The following is a 21,104-nucleotide window of genomic DNA, read 5'->3' on the forward strand; positions in this document are numbered from 1 at the left end:
CGGCGCTGGCGCTCACCTCCCCGTGAGCGAAGGCGAACGGGGAGGACAGACCCGCGTCAGCGGGTCAGGAGGGGGCGACGCGGGCCCAGGGGGCGGCCCGCGGACACCGCCTGCGCCGCCCCTCCACCGCCCTTCGGGTCCCCCTCCCCGTCTCCGACGGGGAGGTGAATGGCCGGGGTTGCGACCATGTGTTCCGCGTTTGTTCTTGTCCGTTTCCATACCCGTGTTATCTTTTCCCCATGGAAGAGCGTGGCACCTATGCCCAGGCCAAGGCTCTCCGGCGCCCGATGTCGCCGCCGGAAGCGCGTCTGTGGGCGCGGGTGCGCGGGAAGCGACTGCACGGTCACAAGTTCCGCAGGCAGCACCCGATCGGGCCGTACATCCTCGACTTCTATTGTCCGGCGGCGACGTTGGCGGTGGAGATCGACGGCCGCTGCCACGAAGATCCCGAGCGGCTGGCGCACGACCGCCGCCGGTCCGCGTGGCTGGCGGCGCGGGGCGTGCGCGTGATCCGGGTGGCGGCGGTGGACGTGCGCGACGAACTGGACGGCGTGCTGGCCTTCATCGTTCGGGTGGTGCGGGAGCGCCTCCAGGCGTCCGCGCCGCCCCCTCCACCGCCCTTCGGGCGGTCCCCCTCCCCGTCTCCGACGGGGAGGTGAAGCGGCGCTGGCGCTCACCTCCCCGTGAGCGAAGGCGAACGGGGAGGACAGACCCGCGTCAGCGGGTCAGGAGGGGGCGACGCGGGCCCAGGGAGCGGCCCGCGGACACCGCCTGCGCCGCCCCTTCCACCATCCCTCGCCTGCGGCCCGGATGGTCTCCCTCCTCATCTGCGACGGGGAGGTGACGCGGAGGCCGCGGCGCGGGTTCAGATCATCGCCATGCCGCCGTTGACGTGCAGGGTCTGGCCGGTGACGTAGGCGGCCTCGTCGGAGGACAGGTAGACGGCGGCGGCGGCGATCTCGTCGCCCTGGCCGAGGCGGCCGGCGGGGATCCTCGACAGGATGGCCTCGCGCTGCTGGTCGTTGAGCACGTCGGTCATCGGCGAGGCGATGAAGCCGGGGGCGATGCAGTTGACGGTGATGCCGCGGCTGCCGACCTCCTGGGCCAGCGACTTGGAGAAGCCGATCATGCCGGCCTTGGAGGCGGCGTAGTTGGTCTGGCCCGGGTTGCCGGTGACGCCGACCACCGAGGTGACGCCGATGATGCGGCCGGCGCGGCGCTTCATCATCCCCTTCACGGCGGCGCGGGACAGGCGGAAGTAGCTCTCGAGGTTGACCTTGATGACCTGCTCGAAGTCCTCGTCCTTCATCCGCATCAGCAGACCGTCCTTGGTGATGCCGGCGTTGGCGACGAGGATGTCCAGCGGGGCGCCGGCGGCCTCCTCGGCGCGGGCGACCAGACCGTCGACCGACTCCGCGTCCGAAAGGTTGGCGGCGGCGGCGAAGGCGCGCTCGCCCAGTTCCTTCGCCAGGTCCTGCAGCACCGCCTCGCGGGTGCCGGAGAGGACGACGGTCGCGCCCTGCGCATGCAGGGCGCGGGCGATGGAGCCGCCGATGCCGCCGGTGGCGCCGGTGACGAGGGCGGTCTTGCCGGTGAGGTTGAACATGGGGGGCTCCGATGCGGTGTGGTGAGAAGTGAAAAGTGTTAGTGAGCGAGAGGTGAGCTGCGTGAGAGCAGGCGGTCGCCGCAGCGGCTCACTTCTTGCTCACTGGCGCTCTTCACCCAAAGCTCTTCGCGAAGGCCTCGAGGTCCTCCGGGCTGTTCAGCGACAGGCTTTCCGCGTCCGGCGCGATCCGTTTGGCCATGCCGGTCAGGACCTTGCCGGAGCCGATCTCGGCGAAGCGGGTCACGCCGCCCTCCCCGGCCATCCACTCCATCGACTCGCGCCAGCGGACGCGGCCGGTGACCTGCTCGACCAGCAGGCGGCGGATGACCTCCGGATCGGTCTCCGGGCGGGCGGTGACGTTGGCGACGACGGGGACGACCGGGGCCGAGATGCGGGCGTCGGCGAGGGCGGCGGCCATCTCGTCGGCGGCGGGCTGCATCAGCGGGCAGTGGAAGGGCGCCGAGACGTTCAGCGGGATGGCGCGGGCGCCCAGCTCCTTGGCTTTTTCGATGGCGCGGTCGACGGCGGCCTTGTCGCCCGAGATGACGATGTTGCCGGCGTTGTTGTCATTGGCGACGACGCAGACGCCGACCTCGGAGCCGGCCTTCGCGGCTTCCTCGGCGAGGGCGAGGTCGGTCTTCGGCCCGATCAGCGAGGCCATGGCGCCCTTGCCCACCGGCACGGCGCGCTGCATGGCCTGGCCGCGCAGCTTCAGCAGGCGGGCCGTGTCGGCGAGGGCGATCGCGCCGGCGGCGCACAGGGCGGAGTATTCGCCCAGCGAATGGCCGGCGACGAAGGCGGCGCGGCTGACGTCGACCCCGAACTCGGCCTTCAGGGCGCGGGCGGCGGCGACCGAGACGGCCATCAGGGCCGGCTGGGCGTTCTCGGTCAGGGTCAGCTGGTCCTCGGGGCCCTCGCGCATCAGGATCGACAGCTTCTGGCCCAGCGCCTCGTCGACCTCGGCGAAGACCTCGCGGGCGCTGGCGAAGGCGTCGGCCAGCGCCGCCCCCATGCCGACCGACTGGCTGCCTTGTCCGGGGAAGAGAAGGGCGAGGGTCATGGGGGGCTCCGGAACCGTGAATCGAGGGCGCAGCGATAGGCCGGGCCTGCCGCAGGGGCAAGCCGGGGCTCAGAACAGAACGGCCGGGTTCATGATGCGGTGCGGGTCCAGCGCCGCGCGGATCGCCTGCATGGCGGCGACCTCGGCGGGAGACTTGTAGCGCCGGGCCTCGTCGGTCTTGAGGCGGCCGAGACCGTGTTCGGCCGAGATGGAGCCGTCGTAGCGGGCGACGATGTCATGGACGATCCGCGAGCCCTCGGGCTGGCGGGCCATGAAGGCCGCGGGGTCGGCCTCCGGCGGGCGCATGACGTCGTAGTGGATGTTGCCGTCGCCGACATGACCGAAGGCGCTGACGCGGGCCCCCGGCTCGAAACGGAGCACGGCGGCGGTGGCCTCCTCGAGGAAGTCGGCGATGCGGGACACGGGCACCGAGACGTCGTGCTTCCAGCCGGGCCCCTCGGGCTTCTGCCCGGCGGACTGCTCCTCGCGCACCTTCCAGAAGGCGGCGCGCTGGGCCTCGTTCTGGGCGATCGCGGCGTCGGTGACCAGGCCGCGTTCGAAGGCCTCGGCGAGCAGGGCCTCCAGCGCCGTCTCGGCCGCGCCGGGCTGGCCGGCGCCCAGCTCGATCAGCACGCACCAGGGCGGGGTCGAGTCGAGCGGCTCGCGGGTGTCGGGGATGTGCTTCAGCACCAGTTCGAGGCCGATGCGCTTCATCAGCTCGAAGGCCTCGACCCCGCCGCCGGTCTCCGCCTTGGCGCGGGCCAGCAGTTCGACGGCGGCCTGGGGGCCGTCCACGCCGACGACCGCGGTGGCGCGGGAGCGCAGCACCGGGTGGAGCTTCAGGGTGGCGGCGGTGACGACGCCGAGGGTGCCCTCCGCCCCGATCAGCAGCTGCTTGAGGTCGTAGCCGGTGTTGTCCTTGCGCAGGCGTTTCAGGCCGTGGAAGACCTCCCCGTCCGGCAGCACGGCCTCCAGCCCGAGCACCAGGTCGCGCATCATGCCGTAGCGCACCACGCCCGTGCCGCCGGCGTTGCTGGACACGGCCCCGCCGATGGTGGCCGTGCCCTCGGAGGCGAGGCCGAGGGGGAAGCGGCGATCGACGGCGGCGGCGGCCTGCTGGGCTTCCAGCAGGGTGACCCCCGCCTCGACGGTGAGGGCGTCGTCGAGCGGGCTCACGTCGCGGATGGCCCGCAGCCGGCGGGTCGAGAGCAGCACCTCGCCGAACGGGACCTGGCCGCCGACGAGGCCGGTGCCGCCGCCCTGGGTGACGACCGGGATGCGGCGTCCGGCGCAGACCCGGAGGGCGCGGGCGACCTCCCCGGTCGAGCGGGGCAGCAGCATCAGCGGGGTCGCGCCGCTCCAGCGGCCGCGCCATTCGGTCAGCGAGGGCCCGATCTCGGCGGGATCCTCGGTCCAGCCGCCGGGATCGAGAGCGTCCTTGAGGGCGGCGAGGGCTTCGGCGTCGGGCGGGGTCATGGGCCGGTTGTTCCAGAGTCATGGACGCGGGGGAAGGGGCGGGCCAACCTGCGGCGCATGTCGACTCCCCTCCCCGCCCCGGTTCCCTGCGTCGGCGTCGTCTGCCTGCGGGGCGAGGAGGTGCTGCTGGTCCGCCGCGGCCGGCCGCCGCGGCAGGGCGAGTGGAGCCTGCCCGGCGGGCGCATCGAGCCGGGCGAGCGCGCCGTCGACGCCGCCCTGCGGGAGCTGCGGGAGGAGACCGGCGTCGAGGCGCGCCTCCTCGGCGTGCTGGACGTGGTCGACGGCCTCTTTCCCGAGGCGGGGCGGCACTATGTGCTGATCGACTACGCCGCCGAATGGACCGCCGGCGAGCCGGTCGCGGGCGACGACGCGGCGGAGGCGGCCTTCTTTCCCCTCGCCGAGGCGGCGGCGCGGGTGGAGTGGGAGGAGACGCGGCGCATCATCGCCCTCGCCGCCGCACGCCGCTGAACGGCGAAGATTACGCGGATGTCATCTTCCGCATGTCCGGTTTCGGTGGCGGCCGCCCCCCGGGCTGATAACCTGAACGGGATCGGGAGGCTTGCATGGACATGTCGGTTCTATTCGTGGTGGCGCTGGTCGTTCTGGCCTTCGTGCTGCTGTTCAGCGTGGTGAAGATCGTGCCGCAGGGGCGCGAGTACACGGTCGAGCGGTTCGGCAAGTACACCCGGACCCTGCCCCCGGGGATCAGCCTGCTGACCCCCTTCGTCGAGCGCATCGGCCGGCGGATGAACATGATGGAGCAGGTGCTGGACGTCCCGACCCAGGAGGTCATCACCAAGGACAACGCCATGGTGAAGGTGGACGGCATCGTCTTCATCCAGGTGATGGACGCGGCGCGCGCCGCCTACCGGGTCGACAACCTGCCCTACGCCATCGCCCAGCTGTGCATGACCAACCTGCGCACCGTGGTGGGCTCGATGGAGCTGGACGAGGTGCTGAGCCAGCGCGACGCGATCAACACCCGGCTGCTGCACGTCATCGACGCGGCGACCGAGCCGTGGGGCGTCAAGGCCAACCGCATCGAGATCAAGGACCTGACCCCGCCGACCGACATCACCAACGCCATGGCCCGGCAGATGAAGGCCGAGCGCGAGCGGCGGGCGGTGATCACCGAGGCGGACGGCGAGAAGCAGGCGGCCATCGCCCGCGCCGAGGGGGCCAAGCAGGCCGCCATCCTCGAGGCCGAGGGCCGGCGCGAGGCGGCCTTCCGCGACGCCGAGGCGCGCGAGCGCGAGGCCGAGGCCGAGGCCCGCGCCACGGCCATGGTGTCGGAGGCGATCGCCCGCGGCGACGTCAACGCCATCAACTACTTCGTGGCCCAGAAATACGTCGAGGCCTTCGCCGAACTGGCCCGCAGCCCGCAGCAGAAGACGGTCATCGTGCCGTCGGAGATGGGGGCCCTGGTCGGCTCGATCGCCGGCATCGGCGAGCTGGTCGGCCTGGCCCGGGACCAGCAGGGCGGCGCCCGCCCGGCCCCCGCCCCGCGCGCGCCCCGGACGCGCGGCTCGGTTCCCGGAACGGAGTAGACCATGGACGCCCTGATGGACCTCCACGCGGCCCAGCCCTTCTGGATCTGGCTGGCCCTGGGCGTGCTGCTGCTCGCGGTCGAGGCGGCCTTCTCCACCGAATGGCTGTTGTGGCCCGCCGTGTCCGCCGGCGCGGTGGCCGTGGTCACGGCGCTGGGGCTGCCGCTGGGCGGCTTCTGGGGCGAGGCGGCGCTGTTCGCCGTGCTGACCGTGATCGCCACCCTGCTGTCGCGACGGCTTGTCCAGCGGGTCAACCCCGCCGACGCGCCGGACATCAACGCCCGCGACGGGCGGCTGGTGGGCCAGCGGGCGCAGGTGACGGAAGCCTTCGTCGACGGCCGCGGCCGCGTCTTCGTGTCAGGCGCCGAATGGGCCGCCGAGATCGACGGCGTCGCGCCGCCGGTCGGCGAGAGCGTCATCGTCGCCGCCGTCGACGGGGCGCGGCTGAAGGTGCGCGCCGCCTGAGCGCGGCGGGAGCTCCCCTTCCGCCTCGCCGGTCAGCGTCTCCGCCCTGAAACGCCGCCAGGCCTCGCCGTCGCGGGCGGCGCGGCGGCCGGCGTCGAACAGGGCCCGCATCGAGTCGCGGTCGAAATCGAGGCTGGACGTCTCCAGCTCGGGGGGCGTGGCCGCCACGTAGAGCGGCATGTCGATCCGGTGCGCGAACTCGGCGGTGGCCAGCAGCTGGGCGCGGAGCATGGCCTTGCCCGCGCTGTCGAAGCTGCGCTCGAGGATGTCGCGCAGGCGGCCGCCGGTCACCCGCGGCGTACGGGTCAGCTGGCCGTTGACGAGGACGTAGAATGTCCCGCGCACCGGCGATTCCGGCGTCCAGTCCAGCAGGCCTTCCGGCACGCCGAGGAAGGGCGCGTTGACGCCGCCGTCCACGTGCATGGTCTGGACCACCCGCCCCTGCTCGTCGAGGCCGGCGATGAGGACCGGAGGGAAGACCCCGGGAACGCTGGCCGAGGCGACGAGGATGTCGCGGAACAGGACCAGCCCCTGCGGCCCGCCCTGGGTCGCCACGACGCCCATGTCCCAGATCACGGTCTCCTGCGCGTCCAGATCGGTCGTGGCCACGAGCAGACGCCGGCCCCGGGCGTGCTCGGCGGCGACCGCGGCGAGGAGCTCCGGCGTCACATGGCGTTCGACGACCTCCCGCAGGTCGGCGGGGCTGAACAGGCTGGGGGCGAAGAAGGCGGCGAAGCTGCGCCAGCTGACCAGGCCCTGGGTTCCGCCGTCCGTATAGGCGGACTCGAGCCGGTCGTCCCACGCCGGGCCGAGGAAGGCGAAGGGCGCGGTCAGGGCGCCCGTGCTGACGCCGGTGACCACGGCGAAGGCCGGGCGGTCGCCCCGGTCGCTCCAGCCGGAGAGGACTCCCGCCCCCCAGGCGCCGTTCGCGCCGCCGCCGGACAGGGCGAGGACGGCCGCCGGCTGACCCTCCTGGAGATGGCTGGCCAGCTCTCCGGCGAGGCGCTCGAGCCGGCCCGCGTCGGACGCCCGGATGCGGGGGTCGGCGGCCGGAACGACCTCGACGTCGGCCAGCCGCAGCACGCCGTCCGGCGGCCGGCTGAGGGTCCCGCACGCGGCGAGGCAGACCGCGAGTCCGGCGAGCACGGCGGTGCGGAGGTTCCGGGTCAGGCTGGCCATGACGCCCGTGGATACTCCCGGGCGGGCCACGGCGGCAACGTCAGCGCGGGAGTTCGTCGATGCCGCGATTGGCCAGCCGGTCGGCGCGTTCGTTGAGCTCATGGCCGGCGTGGCCCTTGACCCAATGCCATTTGACCTCGTGGCGCAGGCGGGCCTCGTCGAGGCGTTTCCACAGGTCCTCGTTCTTCACCGGCTTCTTCTCGGCCGTCTTCCAGCCGCGCGCCTTCCAGCCGCGGATCCATTCGGTGATGCCCTGCATCACATACTTGCTGTCAGTGTGCAGATCGACGCGGCAGGGGCGGGTCAGGGCCTCCAGCGCCCGGATCGCCGCCATCAGCTCCATGCGGTTGTTGGTGGTCAGCGGCTCGCCGCCCCACAGCTCCTTCTCGTGGCCGCCGCCGGTCTGCAGGACCGCGCCCCAGCCGCCCGGGCCCGGATTGCCGCGACAGGCGCCGTCGGTGTGGATGATGACGTGGGACACGGCGGCTTTCCTTGGTCGGTTTCCCACCTCGGGTTGGTTGGAGGCGAGTCGGCGTTCGGCTATGTTCCTAGGCAGGAGCGACACCATGATCCATGCGAAGATTCAGAACGTGTCCGGCAAGGCCGTAATCGAACTGGACGAAGCGGACCTCGCCAAGCTTGGCGCCACCTTCGGCGACGATGTCCGGGTCGAAGCCGCCGGTTCGGAGGCAGTCGAGAAGGGCAAGGCGTTTGTTGAGCGATATATCAGGACGTTCGACGCACTGGCCAAGTGACCGTGGAGCCCCGCTGGCTGACCGACCCCGAGATATTCGAACTCCATAGTTATGTCCTCGCGCGAACAGGAGGCTCTCCGGGACTGCGCGACGCGGGGCTGTTGAGTTCGGCGTTGACGCGGCCCGTCAACCGCTGGTGTTACGAGGGCGTGGAGGACGTCCGGGCCCTTGCCGCGACGTATGCTGTGGGACTGGCCAGAAACCATCCGTTCGTCGACGGGAACAAGCGGGCGGCGTTCCTCGGACTGGGTCTCTTCCTCGAACTGAACGGGTGGAGGCTGCTCGCGGCCGACGAGGACGCAACCCGCGCCATGGTCGCAGTCGCGGGCGGCGAGATGGACGAAGGACAGCTGGCCGCCTGGATCCGCGCCAACAGCGCGGCGACCTGACGCGGCAATCGCTTGGCGTCACGCCACCGAACGGCCTATATGCGGGACCATGAATTCCGGCCGGGGCAATATCGCTCCGCCATCGATAGAGATTGAGCCGCCATGCAGCCCGGTATCTGGCAAATCCTGATCATCGCCGTCCTCGCCCTCCTGCTGTTCGGCGGGCGCGGCAAGATCTCGGGCCTGATGGGCGACGCCGCCAAGGGCATCCGCGCCTTCCGCGACGGCCTCAAGGACGGTGACGCCGAAAAGCCGCGGGACGAGCGCGCCGGCGCCCTGCCGCGCACCGAGTCCGAAAAAGAAGACCTCAGGTCGTAAGCGCCGCATCGCGCCGGAGAGACTGACGGATGGGTGGTCTGGGGCCCGGCATCGGCGGGCTGGAAATCCTCGTCATCGGCCTGCTGGCGCTTATCGTCGTGGGACCGAAGGACCTGCCCCTGTTGATGCGCAAGGTCGGCAGGGCCGTGGGCAAGGCGCGCGCCATGGCCAATGAATTCCGCTCAAGCTTCGACGAACTGGCGCGTCAGTCCGAGCTGGACGAACTGCGCAAGGAGGTCGAGGCGCTTCGCACCGGTCAGGCGATGGTCCCCCTTGGGGCCGAGGCCGAGGCGACGTTCCGCGACATCAGCCAGGACCTGAACCGACCGCTGGACGCGAGCCGGCCGGCCCTGACCGGACCGGACGAATGGCCCGACTCCGCCCCGGTGATGGAGCCGCTGGCGGAACCTGAACCCGAGCCCGTCCCGCCGCCCGTCAAGCCCGCCCGGTCGAGGGCGAAGAAGACGACCGCCGCCGCGGGCGCCGCCGGCTCGGGGCCGAAGTCGAAGGCCGGGGCCGCCGCGTCCCGCGCCCCCGCCAATTCCCGCGCGCCGCGCAAGAGGGCGATCGAGCCGTGAGTCCCCATGATCGCGACGAGGACGAGATCGAGGCGTCGCGCGCCCCGCTCATGGATCATCTGATCGAACTGCGCAGCCGGCTGGTCGTCTGCGTGGCGGCCTTCGTGCTGGGCTTCATCGGCTGCTTCATCGTTGCCGACCCGATCTATGTCTTCCTGGTCCAGCCTTTCGCGGTCGCCGCCCAGTTCCGCGAGGCGGCCGGCCCCGGCGGAAGCGTTTCGCCGTTTGACCTGATCCTGGGAACCGCCGGGCTGGTTCCCGTTCCGCGAGGGGACGGCGACACCGTGAATCTGATCTTCACCGCGCCCCTCGAGTTCCTGATCACCAAGATGAAGCTGGCCGCCTTCGGGGCCGTGGTCGTCACCTTCCCGGTGCTGGCGTGGCAGTTGTACCGGTTCGTAGCCCCGGGCCTCTACCGCAACGAGAGGGGCGCCTTCCTGCCCTTCCTGATCGCCGCGCCCCTGCTGTTCCTGCTTGGCGCGGCGATGGTCTATTACGTCATGCTGCCGTTCGTCATGCTTTTCTCGCTAGGACAGCAGATCAGCGGCGGCGGCATTTCCGCCGAGCTTCTGCCGCGCGTATCCGACTATCTGAATCTCGTCATGGCGCTGCTGCTGGCTTTCGGCCTGTGCTTCCAGCTGCCGGTGGTGATGACCCTGTTGGGGATGGCCGGGATTGTGTCGTCGGACGCCCTCGCCTCCAGCCGGAAATACGCCATCGTCGCCATCGCCGTGGTGGCCGCCTTCGTCACCCCGCCCGATCCGCTCAGCCAGATCATGCTCGGCATCCCCCTGGTGCTGCTCTACGAGGTCAGCATCTGGTGCGTGCGGCTGATCGAGCTGCGCCGCGGACGGGCGGACGCCGCAGCCGCCTGAGTCGGCCAGTCGACGCAGGCGCCTTTGCGGCGCCAGCCGCGTTGGACCTGGATGACCCGGGTCTGTCCCGCCTTCGCCTCCTCCCTGCTCGAGCACCTGCGCGGCTATGCCGTGATCGGCCTGACCGGAGACGGGCGGATCGTGCGGTGGCTGGCCGACGCGACCGGCATCACCGGCCATGACGAACAGGACGTGGTGGGGCGGCACGTGCGCCTGCTGTACACCGCCGCCGACCAGGCCGCAGGCGCGCCCGAGCAGGAAATCGAGACGGCGCTCGCCACCGGGCGGGCGGAGGATTCACGGTGGCACTGCAGCCGCAACGGCACGCGCTTCTGGGGCAACGGGCTGACCCTGCCCTTCCGCCACGACGACACCGCGGTGATCAAGATCTTCCGCGACGAGACCGCGCTCAAGATGGCGGAGGAACAGCGCGTCCTGCTGCTCAACGAGCTCAACCACCGGGTGAAGAACACCTTGGCCACAGTGCAGTCGGTGATCGAGCAGACCCTGCGCGGCGCCGGGGTCTCCGCCGAAGTGCGCACCGACCTGACCGGCCGGCTGCTGGCGCTGTCGCGGGCCCACAACGTGCTGGTGCAGCAGAACTGGGCGGGCGCGGACCTGGCCGCCCTGGTCGACGACGTGGTCGCGCCCTACCGGGGCGAGCCGGCGCACTTCCATCTCGAGGGGCCGCGGGTGCGGCTGCACCCGTCGCAGGCGGTCACCCTGTCGCTGGTGCTGCATGAGCTGGCCACCAACGCCGTCAAGTACGGGGCGCTGGGCGTGGCGGGGGGCGAGGTCCACCTCGGCTGGAACCTGTCGCTGGACGCCTGCGGCCGCCGCGCCCTGACCCTGCTCTGGCGCGAGGCCGGCGGGCCGCCGGTCCGCCCGCCGACCCGCCGGGGCTTCGGCAGCCGGCTGCTGCGCAGCGCCTTCTCGGACCAGCGGGGCGAGGCCCGCGTGGAGTACGAGCCGGAGGGGGTGCGCTGCCTGATCACCCTCGGGCTGGTCGAGACGGCCGCGCCCGACGCGGGCCTGGTCGCAGACGCCGGCCCCGCCGGATGAGCCCGGGAACAGCGAAAGGGCGCCGGACGGTCTCCCGCCCGGCGCCCCCGCGTGATCGTCAGCCCCCTGTCGATCAGCAGCTGTAGTACATGTCGAACTCGACCGGGTGCGGGTGCAGCTGCAGCCGCATGACCTCCTCCATCTTCAGCTCGATGTAGCTGTCGATGAAGTCGTCATCCATGACGCCGCCCTTCTTGAGGAAGGCGCGGTCCTTGTCGAGGTTCTCCAGCGCCTCGCGCAGCGAGCCGCAGACCTCCGGAATGTTGGTCCGCTCTTCCGGCGGCAGGTCGTACAGGTTCTTGTCCGCGGCCGCGCCCGGGTCGATCCGGTTCTCGATGCCGTCGAGACCGGCCATCAGCAGGGCGACGAAGGTCAGGTAGGGGTTGCCCATCGGGTCCGGGAAGCGGGCCTCAATGCGCTTGGCCTTGGGCGAGTTGACCCACGGGATGCGGATCGAGGCCGAGCGGTTGCGGGCCGAATAGGCCAGCTTCACCGGGGCCTCGTAGCCCGGCACCAGGCGCTTGTAGGAGTTGGTGGTCGAGTTGGCGAAGGCGTTAATGGCCTTAGCGTGCTTGATGATGCCGCCGATGTACCAGAGGCAGAGATCCGACAGGCCGGCGTACTTGTCGCCGGCGAACAGCGGCTTGCCGTCCTTCCAGATCGACTGGTGCACGTGCATGCCCGAGCCGTTGTCGGCGAACATCGGCTTGGCCATGAAGGTCGCCGACTTGCCGTAGGCCGCGGCGACGTTGTGGATCACGTATTTGTAGAGCTGCAGCCGGTCGGCCATGGTCAGCAGGTCGCTGAACTTGAGGCCGAGCTCGTGCTGGGCCGGCGCCACCTCGTGGTGGTGCTTTTCGGGGTTCAGCCCGAGGTCCTTCATGACCGACAGCATCTCGCCGCGCAGGTCCTGGCCGGAATCGACCGGGTTGACCGGGAAATAGCCGCCCTTCGGCCCCGGGCGGTGGCCCATGTTGCCTTCCGAATACTCGGCGCCGGTGTTGGCCGGCAGCTCGATGGAGTCAAAGGCGTAGCCGGTGTCGTGGGCCTGGGTCGACCAGCGCACGTCGTCGAACACGAAGAACTCGGCCTCGGGGCCGAAGAAGACCATGTCGCCGACGCCGGAGGACTGGACATAGGCCAGCGCCTTCTTGGCCATCGAGCGGCTGTCGCGGTTGTAGGGCTCGCCGGTGTCCGGGTTCAGCACGTCGCAGAACAGGAACATCGTGGTCTGCTGGTAGAACGGATCGATCCAGGCGCTGCTGAGGTCCGGCTTGAGCAGCATGTCGGACTCGTTGATCGCCTTCCAGCCGGCGATCGACGAACCGTCGAACATGGTGCCCTCCTCAAGGAACTCCTCGTCGACGAGGTCCACGTCGAAGGTGACGTGCTGCATCCGCCCCTTGGTGTCGGTGAAGCGGAGATCGACGTAGCGGACGTCCTTCTCCTTGATGTCCTTCAGTATCTTGCCGGCGTCGCTCATGCTCGGAGGTCCGTTTCTTGGGGAGGATAGTGAAACGGCCGCCCCGGGAGGGCGGCCGGTGGTCTGCAGCGATCAGACGGCCTGGGCCCCCGTCTCGCCGGTGCGGATGCGGATGACGTCGAGGACGTCGGAGACGAAGATCTTGCCGTCGCCGATCTTGCCGGTGCGGGCGGCGGTCTGGATCGCCTCGACCACCGCCGGGACGAGGTCGTCGGGAACCACCACCTCGATCTTGATCTTGGGCAGGAAGTCGATGACGTACTCGGCCCCGCGATACAGTTCCGAATGCCCCTTCTGCCGGCCGTAGCCGCGCGCCTCGAGCACCGTCATGCCCTGCACGCCGACGTCCTGCAGCGCTTCCTTCACTTCATCCAGCTTGAAGGGCTTGATGACGGCTTCGATCTTCTTCATCGGCGATCCCGGCGGGCCAGAGGGCCTCGCGCTCGGGAGGCGAATGGACATTGCATCGCACAATAAGGCAAGCCCTTTTCGACCGCAGTCGCCATCCGTGAACGGAGGAGAGGCCCGATGACCGCCCCTGCCCTTGCCGACTGGCGCGAAGCCCTGCCCTGGCCGGCCGAAGATATCCACAAGCACGCGCGGGGACGCCTCGGCGTGGTGGCCGGCAAGGCCTTCCAGACCGGCGCGGCCCGGCTGGCGGCGCGGGGCGGGCTGCGCATCGGGGCGGGACTGGTGCGCATCCTGTGTCCGCCGGAGGCGGCGGCGATCATCGCGCCGGCCATCGAGGCGGTCATGCTGACGCCGTTCGCCTCGCCCGAGGCCCTCGCGGAAGCCGCGCAGCCGCTGGATGCGGTGGTGATCGGCCCCGCAGCGGGGGTGAACGACGCCACGCGGGCCAATCTGCGGGCGCTGGCGGAGACGGGCGCGGCGCTGGTCGTCGACGCCGACGGTCTGACGGCCTTCGAGGCCTGGCCCGCCGACCTGTTCGAGCTGCTCGACCGCGACGACGTGCTGACGCCGCATGCGGGCGAGTTCGAACGCCTGTTCCCGGGCCTGCTCGACGGCGGGCGCGAGGCGGCGGCGGCGGAGGCGGCGGCCCGCTCGGGGGCGGTGGTGGTCCTGAAGGGGCCGGCGACGGTGATCGCCGCGCCCGACGGCCGCCGGGCGATCAACGACAACGGCACGCCGTGGCTGGCCACCGCCGGCAGCGGCGACGTGCTGGCGGGCATGATCGGCGGTCTGGTCGCCCAGCGCATGGACAGCTTCGACGCCGCGCGGGCGGCGGCGTGGATGCACGCCGAGGCGGCGCGGCGCTTCGGGCCCGGCCTGATCGCCGAGGACCTGCCCGACCTGCTGCCCGGGGTGCTGGCGGCGCTGCAGCCGGGCGGCTGAGGTCGGCGGTTCAATTCGCGGCCGAAGCGGCCTAATCCGACCGCATGTTGATCGTCCTCTCCCCGGCCAAGCGGCTGGACTTCACCGAACCCGATCCGGCGATCCCCGCCACGGAGCGCCGCTTCGTGGACGAGACGACGGCGCTGACGCGCACGGCCCGGCGACAGACGCAGGCCGAGCTGCGGCGGCTGATGTCCCTGTCCGACGATCTGGCCCGGCTGAACCAGGAGCGGTTCCGGGCGCTGGAGCCGGCGGCGACGGACAAGGGCGTGCAGGCGGCGCTGGCCTTCGCCGGCGACGTCTACCAAGGGCTGGACGCGCGGACCCTCGACCGACCGGCGCTGGGCTGGGCCCAGGCCCATGTGCGCATCCTGTCGGGGCTGTACGGCCTGCTGCGGCCGCTCGACCGGATCCAGCCCTACCGGCTGGAGATGGGGACGCGGCTGAAGACGCGGCGCGGGGCCAACCTCTACGACTTCTGGGGCGACCGCATCTCGAAACAGCTGAACGCCGACGCGGAAGGGCACGCCGACCCGACCCTGGTGAACCTCGCCAGCCAGGAATATTTCGGCGCCGTCGACGCGCGGGCGCTGAAGCTGCCGGTGGTCACCTGCCACTTCCGCGAGGCGCGCGACGGATCGAGCCGCATCGTCTCCTTCTTCGCCAAGCGGGCGCGCGGGAGCATGGCCCGGTTCGCGGCCGAATCGGGGCTCGAACGGGTCGAGGACCTGAAGGCGTTCGACCGCGACGGCTATCGCTTCGACGAGGCTTTATCGAGCGCCACGGACTGGATATTCATCAGGCCGGGAAATTCCTGAGGCCTGTCGCCTTCGCACCCGCGAACGGCTAGGCTGGCGTGACAGACAGGACGGACGAGACCTTCATGTTCCAGTGGCCCCGGCGCGGCGACGCCTCCGACACCGCTCGCGAGCCCTTCCGCGACATCGGCGACCTCAGCGGCCAGGTGGCGGTGATCTCCGGCTCGACCTCGGGGATCGGTCTGGCCATGGCGCGGGCCATCGCCTCGCGCGGCGGGGACGTGGTGCTGAACGGCCTCGGCGACCCGGCCGAGATCGAGCGCACCCGCGCCGAGATGGAGGCGAGCTGCGGCGTCCGGGTGCGGTACCACGCCGCCGACATGCGGCGCGGCGACGAGGTCGCCGACATGGTGGCCTTCGGCAAGCACCAGCTGGGCCGGGTCGACATCCTGATCAACAACGCCGGCGTGCAGCACGTCGAGGCGGTGGAGAAGTTCCCGGCGGACAAGTGGGAGCAGATCATCGCCATCAACCTGTCGTCGACCTTCTATGCGACCCGGGCGGCGATCCCGATCATGAAGGCCCAGGGCCGCGGGCGGATCGTCAACGTCGCCTCGGCCCACGGTCTGGTCGCCAGCCCGTTCAAGTCGGCCTATGTCGCGGCCAAGCACGGCGTGATCGGCTTCACCAAGACCGTCGCCCTCGAGGTCGCGCAGGACAACATCACCTGCAACGCCATCTGCCCCGGCTTCGTCGAGACGCCCATCGTCGAGAAGCAGATCGCCGACCAGGCGCGGACGCGGGGCATGTCGAAGGAGCAGGTGCTGAAGGACGTGATCCTCGGCTCGCAGCCGACCAAGCGCTTCGTCACCACCGACGAGCTGGTCGGGATGATGCTCTACCTCGTCTCCGACCTCGGCGCCTCGGCGAACGGGGCGAGCTTCTCCATCGACGGCGGCTGGACGGCGCAGTAGGCCCGGCCGCCGCCCGCTGCGGCCTGCGGTCGCGCCCCGGCTGCGGACGCGGCTTCGCCTTGCGCCCCGGAGACCTCCACGATAATGCGAGCCATTCGCATTATCGGAGTCCGTCGTGTCCGTTCGTCTCACCGCCCTGCTGACCTCCGTCGCCGTCGCCGCCGTGGCGGCCTCCGGACCTGTCTTCGCCCAGGAGGCGGACGCCGAGCCGGCGCGGCTGGACGAGATCGTCGTCACCGGCTCCCAGGTCCGGCTGCCGCCCCCGTATGCGGGCGGTCAGGTGGCCACCGGGGGCCGCGCCGGCCTGTTCGGCTCGCTGGACGTGATGGACACGCCGTTCGCCACGACGAGCTACACGGAGACCCTGATCCGCGACCAGCAGGCGCGGAGCGTCGCCGACGTGCTGCAGAACGACCCGGCGGTGCGCGTCACCAAGGGCTTCGGCAACTTCCAGGAGCTGTACGTCATCCGCGGCTTCCCGGTGTACTCGGACGACATGACCTACAACGGCCTGTACGGCGTGCTGCCGCGCCAGTTCGTGGCGGCGGAGCTGCTGGAGCGGGTGGAGGTCTTCCACGGGGCCACCGCCTTCCTGAACGGAGCGGCCCCCGGCGGGAGCAGCGTCGGCGGGGCCTTCAACCTCGTGCCGAAGCGGGCGGGGAACGCGCCGCTCACGCGCCTGACCGCCGGCTGGTCGGGCGAGGACGAGATCTACGCCGCCGCCGACCTGTCGCGCCGCTTCGGGACCGACGGCGACTGGGGCGTGCGCCTCAACCTGGCCGCCCGTGACGGGACCGGCGCGGTGGACGGCGAGGATCGCCAGCTGCGCGTCGCGGGGCTGGGCGTCGACCACCGCGGCGACCGCGCCCGCTTCTCGGCCGATCTGGGCTGGCAGGACCACCACATCGACGCGCCGCGGCCGAGCGTGACCCCGGCCGGCGCGGTTCCGACGCCCCCGTCCGCAGACGCCAACTTCGCCCAGCCGTGGACCTACACCGACGAGCGGCAGCTGTTCGGCGCGGCGCGGGGCGAGTTCGACCTGACCGGGGACGTCGTCGCCTGGGCCGCCTTCGGCGGCCGGCGGGGCGAGGAGGCGAACCGGCTGGCCAACCCGACGGCCCAGCCGGACGGGACCCTCAGCGCCTACCGCTTCGACAACGCCCGCCGCGACACGGTGTGGTCGGGCGATGTGGGGGTGCGCGCCGATCTGACGGCCGGCGCCGTCGGCCACCGCCTCGTCGCCTCCGCCTCACGGGTGCAGTCGAAGTCGGAGAACGCCTACGCCTTCTCGAGCTTCGCCGGCTTCGCCAGCAACCTGTACGCCCCGGTCGTCGTGGCGCCCCCGGCCGCGGACTTCTTCGTCGGCGGCGATCTGGACGATCCGAACGTCACCGAGCGGGTGGAGAACACCTCCGTCGCCCTGGCCGACATGATGTCCTTCCTCGACGGCCGCCTGCTGCTCACGGCCGGGGTGCGTCACCAGCAGATCGAGACGCGCTCCTACGACTACAACAGCGGCGCGCCGCTCTCCGCCTACGAGGGCGACGCCGTCACCCCCGCCCTGGCCCTCGTGTACAAGCCGTCGGACCGGATCTCGCTGTACGCCAACTATGCGGAGGCGCTGGTTCCGGGCCAGACGGCGCCCGCCGTCAGCGGCGGCGTGCCCGTCGACAACGCCGGGGAGGTGCTGGACCCGTTCCGCGGGGAACAGGCCGAGGTCGGGGCCAAGTACGACGGCGGGACGTTCGGCGGCTCGATCAGCCTGTTCCGCCTGACCCTGCCCAGCGCCTTCGTCGAGAACAACGTCTTCGCCGCCAACGGGGAACAGGAGAACCGCGGGGTCGAGCTCAGCCTGTTCGGCGAGCCCGTCGAGGGTCTGCGGGTGCTCGGCGGCGTGACCCTGCTGGATGCGGAGCTGACCCGCACCGCGGGCGGCGCACTGGACGGCAACGCCCCGATCGGCGCCCCGGAATTCCAGACCAACCTCAACGTCGAATGGGACGTCCCCGCCGTCGCCGGCCTGACGCTGGAGGGCCGTGCGGTCCACACGGGCGAGCAGTTCGTGGACGGCGCCAACACGGTCGAGCTCGACGCCTGGACCCGCTTCGACGCGGGCGTCCGCTACGCCTTCGAGGCCGGCGGCCGGCCGCTGACGCTGCGGGCGCGAGTCGAGAACCTCGCCGACGAGGATCACTGGGTCGCGGTCGGCGGCTATCCGGGGGCGAACTACCTGACCCTCGGCGGGCCGCGGAGCGTCTCGATCTCGATCTCGGCGGACTTCTGACCGGCATGGACACACGGACCCTCCGGGCCTGGTCGTGGGTGCACCGGTGGTCGAGCCTCGTCTCGACCCTGTTCCTGCTGATGCTGTGCCTGACGGGCCTGCCGCTGGTGTTCAGCCACGAGATCGACGAGGCGCTGCTGCACCGGGACTGGCGGCCGGCCGCGCCGGGGCGGGTCCTGACGCTGGACGAGGTGCTCGACGTCGCCCTGGCGCGGCATCCGGGGGAGGTCCCCGCCTTCATGAGCTTCGACGAGGACCGGCCGGTGGTGAACGTCACCAGCGTCGATCCCGCCGGGCCGCCGGGCCGCTACACCTTCCAGCCGATCGACCGGACCAGCGGCGATCCCGCCCCGCCCGTGGCCGGGCACCCCGTCATGGAGTTCCTGCTGCAGCTCCACACGGACATGTTCCTCGGCCTGCCGGGGATGCTGTTCCTCGGGCTGATGGGCCTGCTGCTGGCGGTGGCCGTAGTCTCGGGCGTGGTGCTCTACGCGCCGTTCATGCGGCGCCTGCCGTTCGGGACGGTGCGCGCCGACCGCAGGGCGCCGATCCGCTGGCTCGACTATCACAACCTGCTCGGCGTGGTGACGGTCGCATGGGTGCTGGTCGTGGGGTTGACGGGGGTGGTCAACACCCTCGCCGTGCCGATCATCGCCTACTGGAAGGAGACCTCGCTCGAAGCGCTCGCCGCCGCCCACGAGGCCCCGGCGGCGCCGGGCGAGCGGAGTTCGCTGGAGGCGGCGGTCCAGCGCGCCCGCGCCGCCCTGCCCGGCCGCACGCTCCAGTTCGTCGCCTTCCCCGGGTCAGACTATTCGACGGACCGGCACTACGCCGTGTTCTTCCACGGCGACACGCCGCTGACGAGGCACCTGACGACGCCGGCCCTCATCGACGCCCGGACCGGCGAACTGACCGCCGTCGCCGCGACGCCGTGGTATGTGAAGACCCTGTCGCTGTCGCAGCCGCTGCACTTCGGCGACTACGGCGGGCTGCCGCTGAAGATCGTCTGGGCCCTGCTCGATCTGGTCACGATCGTGGTGCTGGCGTCCGGCCTCTATCTCTGGCTCGCCCGCCGGCGGAAGGCGCGGGCATGAGTCGGCGGGATCCGGGCCCGGGAGCCATATTCGCCGTCCCCCTCGTCGTCGGCGGGCTCAGCCTCGCGGGCCTCGTCGGGGCGCTGCTCGGCGACGGCGTGATGGACGGGATCGGCGCCGCCCTGCTCGCCTCCGGGCCCGCTGTGGCCGCATGGGCGCTGGCGGCCCGCCGGCGGCAGGGGCCCGCCGCCGGCCCGGCGGCTAGCCGACGAAACCCGCCGCCCGCTTCAGCCGGTCGTTGATGGCCTCGCCGAGGCCGTGGGCCGGGATCGGCGAGACGGCGATGCCCGCCGGCCTCTCGCGGTCCGCCTCGCGCAGGCGACGGAACAGGTTGGCGGCGGCCTCGCGCAGGTCGCCGGCCGGGCTGAGGCTCCAGCGGGGGTCGCCGACGCCGGGACCGAAGCCGAGCAGGATCTCGCCCGGACGCGCCCCGTCGGCGTCGATGCGCACCGGAGCGTCGGGGGCGTAGTGGAGCGCGGTGCGGCCGGGGGAGCGATGCCCCTCCCCGCCTTCGTCGAGGGGGCCGACCACCGCCTCGAGCTCCTCGCGCGTCACCGAGCCGGGCCGCAGGAGGCTGACGCGGCCGTCCAGCACGGAGACCACCGTCGACTCCACCCCCACCGCGCAGGGACCGCCGTCCACGGCGTCGGCGGCGGCGCGGCCGGTCTCCTCGACCGCGTCGTCGAAGGTGGTCGGGCTGGGGCGGCCGGAGCGGTTGGCGGAGGGGGCGACGACGGGCCTGCCGAAGGCGGCGATGATCGCGCGGGCGCGGGCGTGGCCGGGGACCCGCACCGCGACGCTGTCCAGCCCGGCGCGGGCCAGGTCGCAGACCGCGACGCGGTCGCGCACCGGCGCGACGAGGGTCAGCGGCCCCGGCCAGAAGGCTTCGGCCAGGGCCCGGCCGCGGGCGTCGAGCACAGCGATCGCCTCGGCCTGGGCGGCGTCGGCCACGTGGGCGATCAGCGGGTTGAAGCGCGGCCGGCCCTTGGCCTCGAAGATGGCGGCGACCGCGGTCGGGTTCGAGGCGTCGGCGGCGAGGCCGTACACCGTCTCCGTCGGCAGGATGACGAGCCCGCCGCCGGCGAGGGCCTCCACGGCCTGGGCGTCGGTGGCGCCGCGCTGGTTCTGGCCGCCCGGCATGGGAGCGCTCCGCTGCTGAGGCGCGGGTGATGCGCCCGCCGGGGCGGCGTGGCAAGCCCGCCGCGGGTCGTCAGGGCCGGCGCGGGATCAGGGGAATCATCCGGTGCAGCACGTTGTCGCGATCGATGAAGTGGTGCTTCAGCGCGCCGAGGACGTGCAGGGCGATCAGCACGTACAGGAGCTTGGGCAGGGCGTGGTGGACGTCCATCAGCAGGCCGGCGGTCTCGCGGCCGCCGCCGACCGGCAGCAGCGGAAAGTCGAACAGGCCGTAGAACTCGAAGCCGCGCCGCACCGCCGAGCCGGCCAGCCAGCCGGTCAGCGGCATGATCAGCAGCACGGCGTAGAACAGCACATGGGTGGCCCGGGCGATCAGCTTCTGCCAGCCGGGCGTGCCGGCGGGCAGCGGGATGGCGGGATTGGCCAGGCGCCAGCCGAGCCGGGCCAGGGTGAGGATCAGGATGGCGGCGCCGCCGGACTTGTGCAGCATCATCCACGTGGCCTCGTTCGGCCCCTCCTGCTCCGCCAGCGAGACGAAGACGATCTGGCCGAGGACGAGCAGCGCCGTCAGCCAGTGCAGGGTCAGGGAGATGGTGGAATAGCGGTTGCGCGGTTCGGCCATCGGGTCCTCCTCCGGGGATGCGTCAGCCTGCCCCAGTCGCCGTCCCGCGCCAACCCGCCGCTTGCGTGACCCCGCGGCAAGGCGGCATG

The 21,104-nt window shown here is 71.7% G+C and carries 24 protein-coding genes; 15 read left to right on the plus strand and 9 right to left on the minus strand.

What is annotated here, in order from left to right; genetic code table 11:
• Window positions 1–239: 239 nt before the first annotated feature.
• Window positions 240–659, plus strand: a complete 420-nt coding sequence (locus tag H2038_RS05100) for an endonuclease domain-containing protein (protein WP_292109926.1) — start codon at window positions 240–242, stop codon at window positions 657–659.
• Window positions 660–865: 206 nt separating this feature from the next.
• Here H2038_RS05100 and fabG read toward each other — a convergent pair whose 3' ends face one another.
• From fabG to H2038_RS05115, 3 genes are all read right to left on the minus strand, one after another.
• Complete coding sequence (gene fabG / locus H2038_RS05105) at window positions 866–1,606, minus strand: 3-oxoacyl-[acyl-carrier-protein] reductase (RefSeq protein WP_292109928.1); 741 nt, start codon at window positions 1,604–1,606, stop codon at window positions 866–868.
• Window positions 1,607–1,718: 112 nt separating this feature from the next.
• Window positions 1,719–2,666, minus strand: coding sequence for an ACP S-malonyltransferase (gene fabD, locus H2038_RS05110; protein ID WP_292109930.1), 948 nt, complete (start codon window positions 2,664–2,666; stop codon window positions 1,719–1,721).
• Window positions 2,667–2,735: 69 nt separating this feature from the next.
• Window positions 2,736–4,142, minus strand: coding sequence for an FAD-binding oxidoreductase (locus H2038_RS05115; protein ID WP_292109933.1), 1,407 nt, complete (start codon window positions 4,140–4,142; stop codon window positions 2,736–2,738).
• A 57-nt stretch (window positions 4,143–4,199) separates the two neighbouring features.
• On the opposite strand from H2038_RS05115, the gene H2038_RS05120 reads away from it, so the two are divergent.
• From H2038_RS05120 to H2038_RS05130, 3 genes are all read left to right on the plus strand, one after another.
• Window positions 4,200–4,610 carry an NUDIX hydrolase gene (locus H2038_RS05120; protein ID WP_292109935.1) on the plus strand — a complete coding sequence of 137 codons (411 nt, stop codon included), beginning with the start codon at window positions 4,200–4,202 and terminating at the stop codon, window positions 4,608–4,610.
• Between the two features lie 101 nt (window positions 4,611–4,711).
• Complete coding sequence (locus H2038_RS05125; RefSeq protein ID WP_292110396.1) at window positions 4,712–5,689, plus strand: SPFH domain-containing protein; 978 nt, start codon at window positions 4,712–4,714, stop codon at window positions 5,687–5,689.
• Between the two features lie 3 nt (window positions 5,690–5,692).
• Window positions 5,693–6,154 carry an NfeD family protein gene (locus tag H2038_RS05130; protein ID WP_292109938.1) on the plus strand — a complete coding sequence of 154 codons (462 nt, stop codon included), beginning with the start codon at window positions 5,693–5,695 and terminating at the stop codon, window positions 6,152–6,154.
• Here the strand turns inward: H2038_RS05130 and H2038_RS05135 are convergent.
• Together H2038_RS05135 and rnhA are read right to left on the minus strand one after the other, a co-directional pair.
• Window positions 6,047–7,333 carry a patatin-like phospholipase family protein gene (locus tag H2038_RS05135; protein ID WP_292109941.1) on the minus strand — a complete coding sequence of 429 codons (1,287 nt, stop codon included), beginning with the start codon at window positions 7,331–7,333 and terminating at the stop codon, window positions 6,047–6,049. The genes H2038_RS05130 and H2038_RS05135 overlap by 108 nt on opposite strands.
• Window positions 7,334–7,373: 40 nt before the next feature.
• On the minus strand, window positions 7,374–7,814 hold the full coding sequence (gene rnhA / locus H2038_RS05140; RefSeq protein ID WP_292109944.1) for a ribonuclease HI: 441 nt from the start codon (window positions 7,812–7,814) through the stop codon (window positions 7,374–7,376).
• Window positions 7,815–7,899: 85 nt separating this feature from the next.
• On the opposite strand from rnhA, the gene H2038_RS05145 reads away from it, so the two are divergent.
• The 6 genes from H2038_RS05145 (at window position 7,900) to H2038_RS05170 (ending at window position 11,310) form a co-directional block, all read left to right on the plus strand.
• Window positions 7,900–8,088, plus strand: a complete 189-nt coding sequence (locus tag H2038_RS05145) for a hypothetical protein (RefSeq protein WP_292109947.1) — start codon at window positions 7,900–7,902, stop codon at window positions 8,086–8,088.
• Window positions 8,085–8,477 (plus strand): type II toxin-antitoxin system death-on-curing family toxin, encoded by a 393-nt coding sequence (locus tag H2038_RS05150; RefSeq protein ID WP_292109950.1) that lies wholly within the window; start codon window positions 8,085–8,087, stop codon window positions 8,475–8,477. The genes H2038_RS05145 and H2038_RS05150 overlap by 4 nt, the downstream gene beginning before the upstream one ends.
• A gap of 102 nt (window positions 8,478–8,579) precedes the next feature.
• Complete coding sequence (locus tag H2038_RS05155) at window positions 8,580–8,795, plus strand: twin-arginine translocase TatA/TatE family subunit (RefSeq protein ID WP_292109953.1); 216 nt, start codon at window positions 8,580–8,582, stop codon at window positions 8,793–8,795.
• 38 nt (window positions 8,796–8,833) lie between these two features.
• Complete coding sequence (gene tatB / locus H2038_RS14850) at window positions 8,834–9,373, plus strand: Sec-independent protein translocase protein TatB (RefSeq protein WP_366926484.1); 540 nt, start codon at window positions 8,834–8,836, stop codon at window positions 9,371–9,373.
• Entirely contained in the window at window positions 9,370–10,248 is an 879-nt protein-coding gene (gene tatC, locus H2038_RS05165; protein WP_292109956.1) for a twin-arginine translocase subunit TatC, read from the plus strand. Before tatB ends, tatC begins: the two co-directional genes overlap by 4 nt.
• Before the next feature lie 51 nt (window positions 10,249–10,299).
• Window positions 10,300–11,310, plus strand: a complete 1,011-nt coding sequence (locus H2038_RS05170) for an HWE histidine kinase domain-containing protein (RefSeq protein WP_292109959.1) — start codon at window positions 10,300–10,302, stop codon at window positions 11,308–11,310.
• 73 nt (window positions 11,311–11,383) lie between these two features.
• On the opposite strand, the gene glnA is transcribed toward H2038_RS05170, so the two are convergent.
• On the minus strand, window positions 11,384–12,793 hold the full coding sequence (gene glnA / locus H2038_RS05175; RefSeq protein ID WP_292109962.1) for a type I glutamate--ammonia ligase: 1,410 nt from the start codon (window positions 12,791–12,793) through the stop codon (window positions 11,384–11,386).
• 72 nt (window positions 12,794–12,865) lie between these two features.
• Window positions 12,866–13,204 (minus strand): P-II family nitrogen regulator, encoded by a 339-nt coding sequence (locus tag H2038_RS05180; protein ID WP_292109964.1) that lies wholly within the window; start codon window positions 13,202–13,204, stop codon window positions 12,866–12,868.
• Window positions 13,205–13,321: 117 nt separating this feature from the next.
• On the opposite strand from H2038_RS05180, the gene H2038_RS05185 reads away from it, so the two are divergent.
• The 5 genes from H2038_RS05185 to H2038_RS05205 all read left to right on the plus strand — a co-directional run bounded on the left by H2038_RS05185 (window position 13,322) and on the right by H2038_RS05205 (window position 19,256).
• Window positions 13,322–14,146 carry an NAD(P)H-hydrate dehydratase gene (locus H2038_RS05185; protein WP_292109965.1) on the plus strand — a complete coding sequence of 275 codons (825 nt, stop codon included), beginning with the start codon at window positions 13,322–13,324 and terminating at the stop codon, window positions 14,144–14,146.
• A 44-nt stretch (window positions 14,147–14,190) separates the two neighbouring features.
• Entirely contained in the window at window positions 14,191–14,964 is a 774-nt protein-coding gene (yaaA, locus tag H2038_RS05190; protein WP_292109967.1) for a peroxide stress protein YaaA, read from the plus strand.
• Window positions 14,965–15,029: 65 nt separating this feature from the next.
• Entirely contained in the window at window positions 15,030–15,878 is an 849-nt protein-coding gene (locus H2038_RS05195) for a 3-hydroxybutyrate dehydrogenase (protein WP_292109969.1), read from the plus strand.
• Window positions 15,879–15,993: 115 nt separating this feature from the next.
• Window positions 15,994–18,162, plus strand: a complete 2,169-nt coding sequence (locus H2038_RS05200) for a TonB-dependent siderophore receptor (RefSeq protein ID WP_292109971.1) — start codon at window positions 15,994–15,996, stop codon at window positions 18,160–18,162.
• The gene (locus tag H2038_RS05205; protein ID WP_292110399.1) at window positions 18,072–19,256 is read left to right on the plus strand and encodes a PepSY domain-containing protein; all 1,185 of its coding nucleotides are present in this window, start codon (window positions 18,072–18,074) and stop codon (window positions 19,254–19,256) included. Before H2038_RS05200 ends, H2038_RS05205 begins: the two co-directional genes overlap by 91 nt.
• Before the next feature lie 201 nt (window positions 19,257–19,457).
• Here H2038_RS05205 and H2038_RS05210 read toward each other — a convergent pair whose 3' ends face one another.
• Together H2038_RS05210 and H2038_RS05215 are read right to left on the minus strand one after the other, a co-directional pair.
• Window positions 19,458–20,396 (minus strand): L-threonylcarbamoyladenylate synthase, encoded by a 939-nt coding sequence (locus H2038_RS05210; protein WP_292109974.1) that lies wholly within the window; start codon window positions 20,394–20,396, stop codon window positions 19,458–19,460.
• Between the two features lie 70 nt (window positions 20,397–20,466).
• Window positions 20,467–21,015: a cytochrome b gene (locus tag H2038_RS05215; RefSeq protein WP_292109977.1), complete on the minus strand. Its 549-nt coding sequence runs from the start codon at window positions 21,013–21,015 to the stop codon at window positions 20,467–20,469.
• Window positions 21,016–21,104 lie beyond the last annotated feature (89 nt).

Origin of the sequence: Brevundimonas sp. (assembly GCF_013912005.1) — a bacterium.
Taxonomy (GTDB): domain Bacteria; phylum Pseudomonadota; class Alphaproteobacteria; order Caulobacterales; family Caulobacteraceae; genus Brevundimonas.

Coding starts and splice junctions, on each gene's coding strand:
- H2038_RS05100 (WP_292109926.1), top strand. CDS start 240: ATGGAAGAGCGTGGCACCTATGCCCAGGCCAAGGCTCTCCGGCGCCCG.
- fabG (WP_292109928.1), bottom strand. CDS start 1,606: ATGTTCAACCTCACCGGCAAGACCGCCCTCGTCACCGGCGCCACCGGC.
- fabD (WP_292109930.1), bottom strand. CDS start 2,666: ATGACCCTCGCCCTTCTCTTCCCCGGACAAGGCAGCCAGTCGGTCGGC.
- H2038_RS05115 (WP_292109933.1), bottom strand. CDS start 4,142: ATGACCCCGCCCGACGCCGAAGCCCTCGCCGCCCTCAAGGACGCTCTC.
- H2038_RS05120 (WP_292109935.1), top strand. CDS start 4,200: ATGTCGACTCCCCTCCCCGCCCCGGTTCCCTGCGTCGGCGTCGTCTGC.
- H2038_RS05125 (WP_292110396.1), top strand. CDS start 4,712: ATGTCGGTTCTATTCGTGGTGGCGCTGGTCGTTCTGGCCTTCGTGCTG.
- H2038_RS05130 (WP_292109938.1), top strand. CDS start 5,693: ATGGACGCCCTGATGGACCTCCACGCGGCCCAGCCCTTCTGGATCTGG.
- H2038_RS05135 (WP_292109941.1), bottom strand. CDS start 7,333: ATGGCCAGCCTGACCCGGAACCTCCGCACCGCCGTGCTCGCCGGACTC.
- H2038_RS05145 (WP_292109947.1), top strand. CDS start 7,900: ATGATCCATGCGAAGATTCAGAACGTGTCCGGCAAGGCCGTAATCGAA.
- H2038_RS05155 (WP_292109953.1), top strand. CDS start 8,580: ATGCAGCCCGGTATCTGGCAAATCCTGATCATCGCCGTCCTCGCCCTC.
- H2038_RS05170 (WP_292109959.1), top strand. CDS start 10,300: ATGACCCGGGTCTGTCCCGCCTTCGCCTCCTCCCTGCTCGAGCACCTG.
- glnA (WP_292109962.1), bottom strand. CDS start 12,793: ATGAGCGACGCCGGCAAGATACTGAAGGACATCAAGGAGAAGGACGTC.
- H2038_RS05180 (WP_292109964.1), bottom strand. CDS start 13,204: ATGAAGAAGATCGAAGCCGTCATCAAGCCCTTCAAGCTGGATGAAGTG.
- H2038_RS05185 (WP_292109965.1), top strand. CDS start 13,322: ATGACCGCCCCTGCCCTTGCCGACTGGCGCGAAGCCCTGCCCTGGCCG.
- yaaA (WP_292109967.1), top strand. CDS start 14,191: ATGTTGATCGTCCTCTCCCCGGCCAAGCGGCTGGACTTCACCGAACCC.
- H2038_RS05195 (WP_292109969.1), top strand. CDS start 15,030: ATGTTCCAGTGGCCCCGGCGCGGCGACGCCTCCGACACCGCTCGCGAG.
- H2038_RS05210 (WP_292109974.1), bottom strand. CDS start 20,396: ATGCCGGGCGGCCAGAACCAGCGCGGCGCCACCGACGCCCAGGCCGTG.
- H2038_RS05215 (WP_292109977.1), bottom strand. CDS start 21,015: ATGGCCGAACCGCGCAACCGCTATTCCACCATCTCCCTGACCCTGCAC.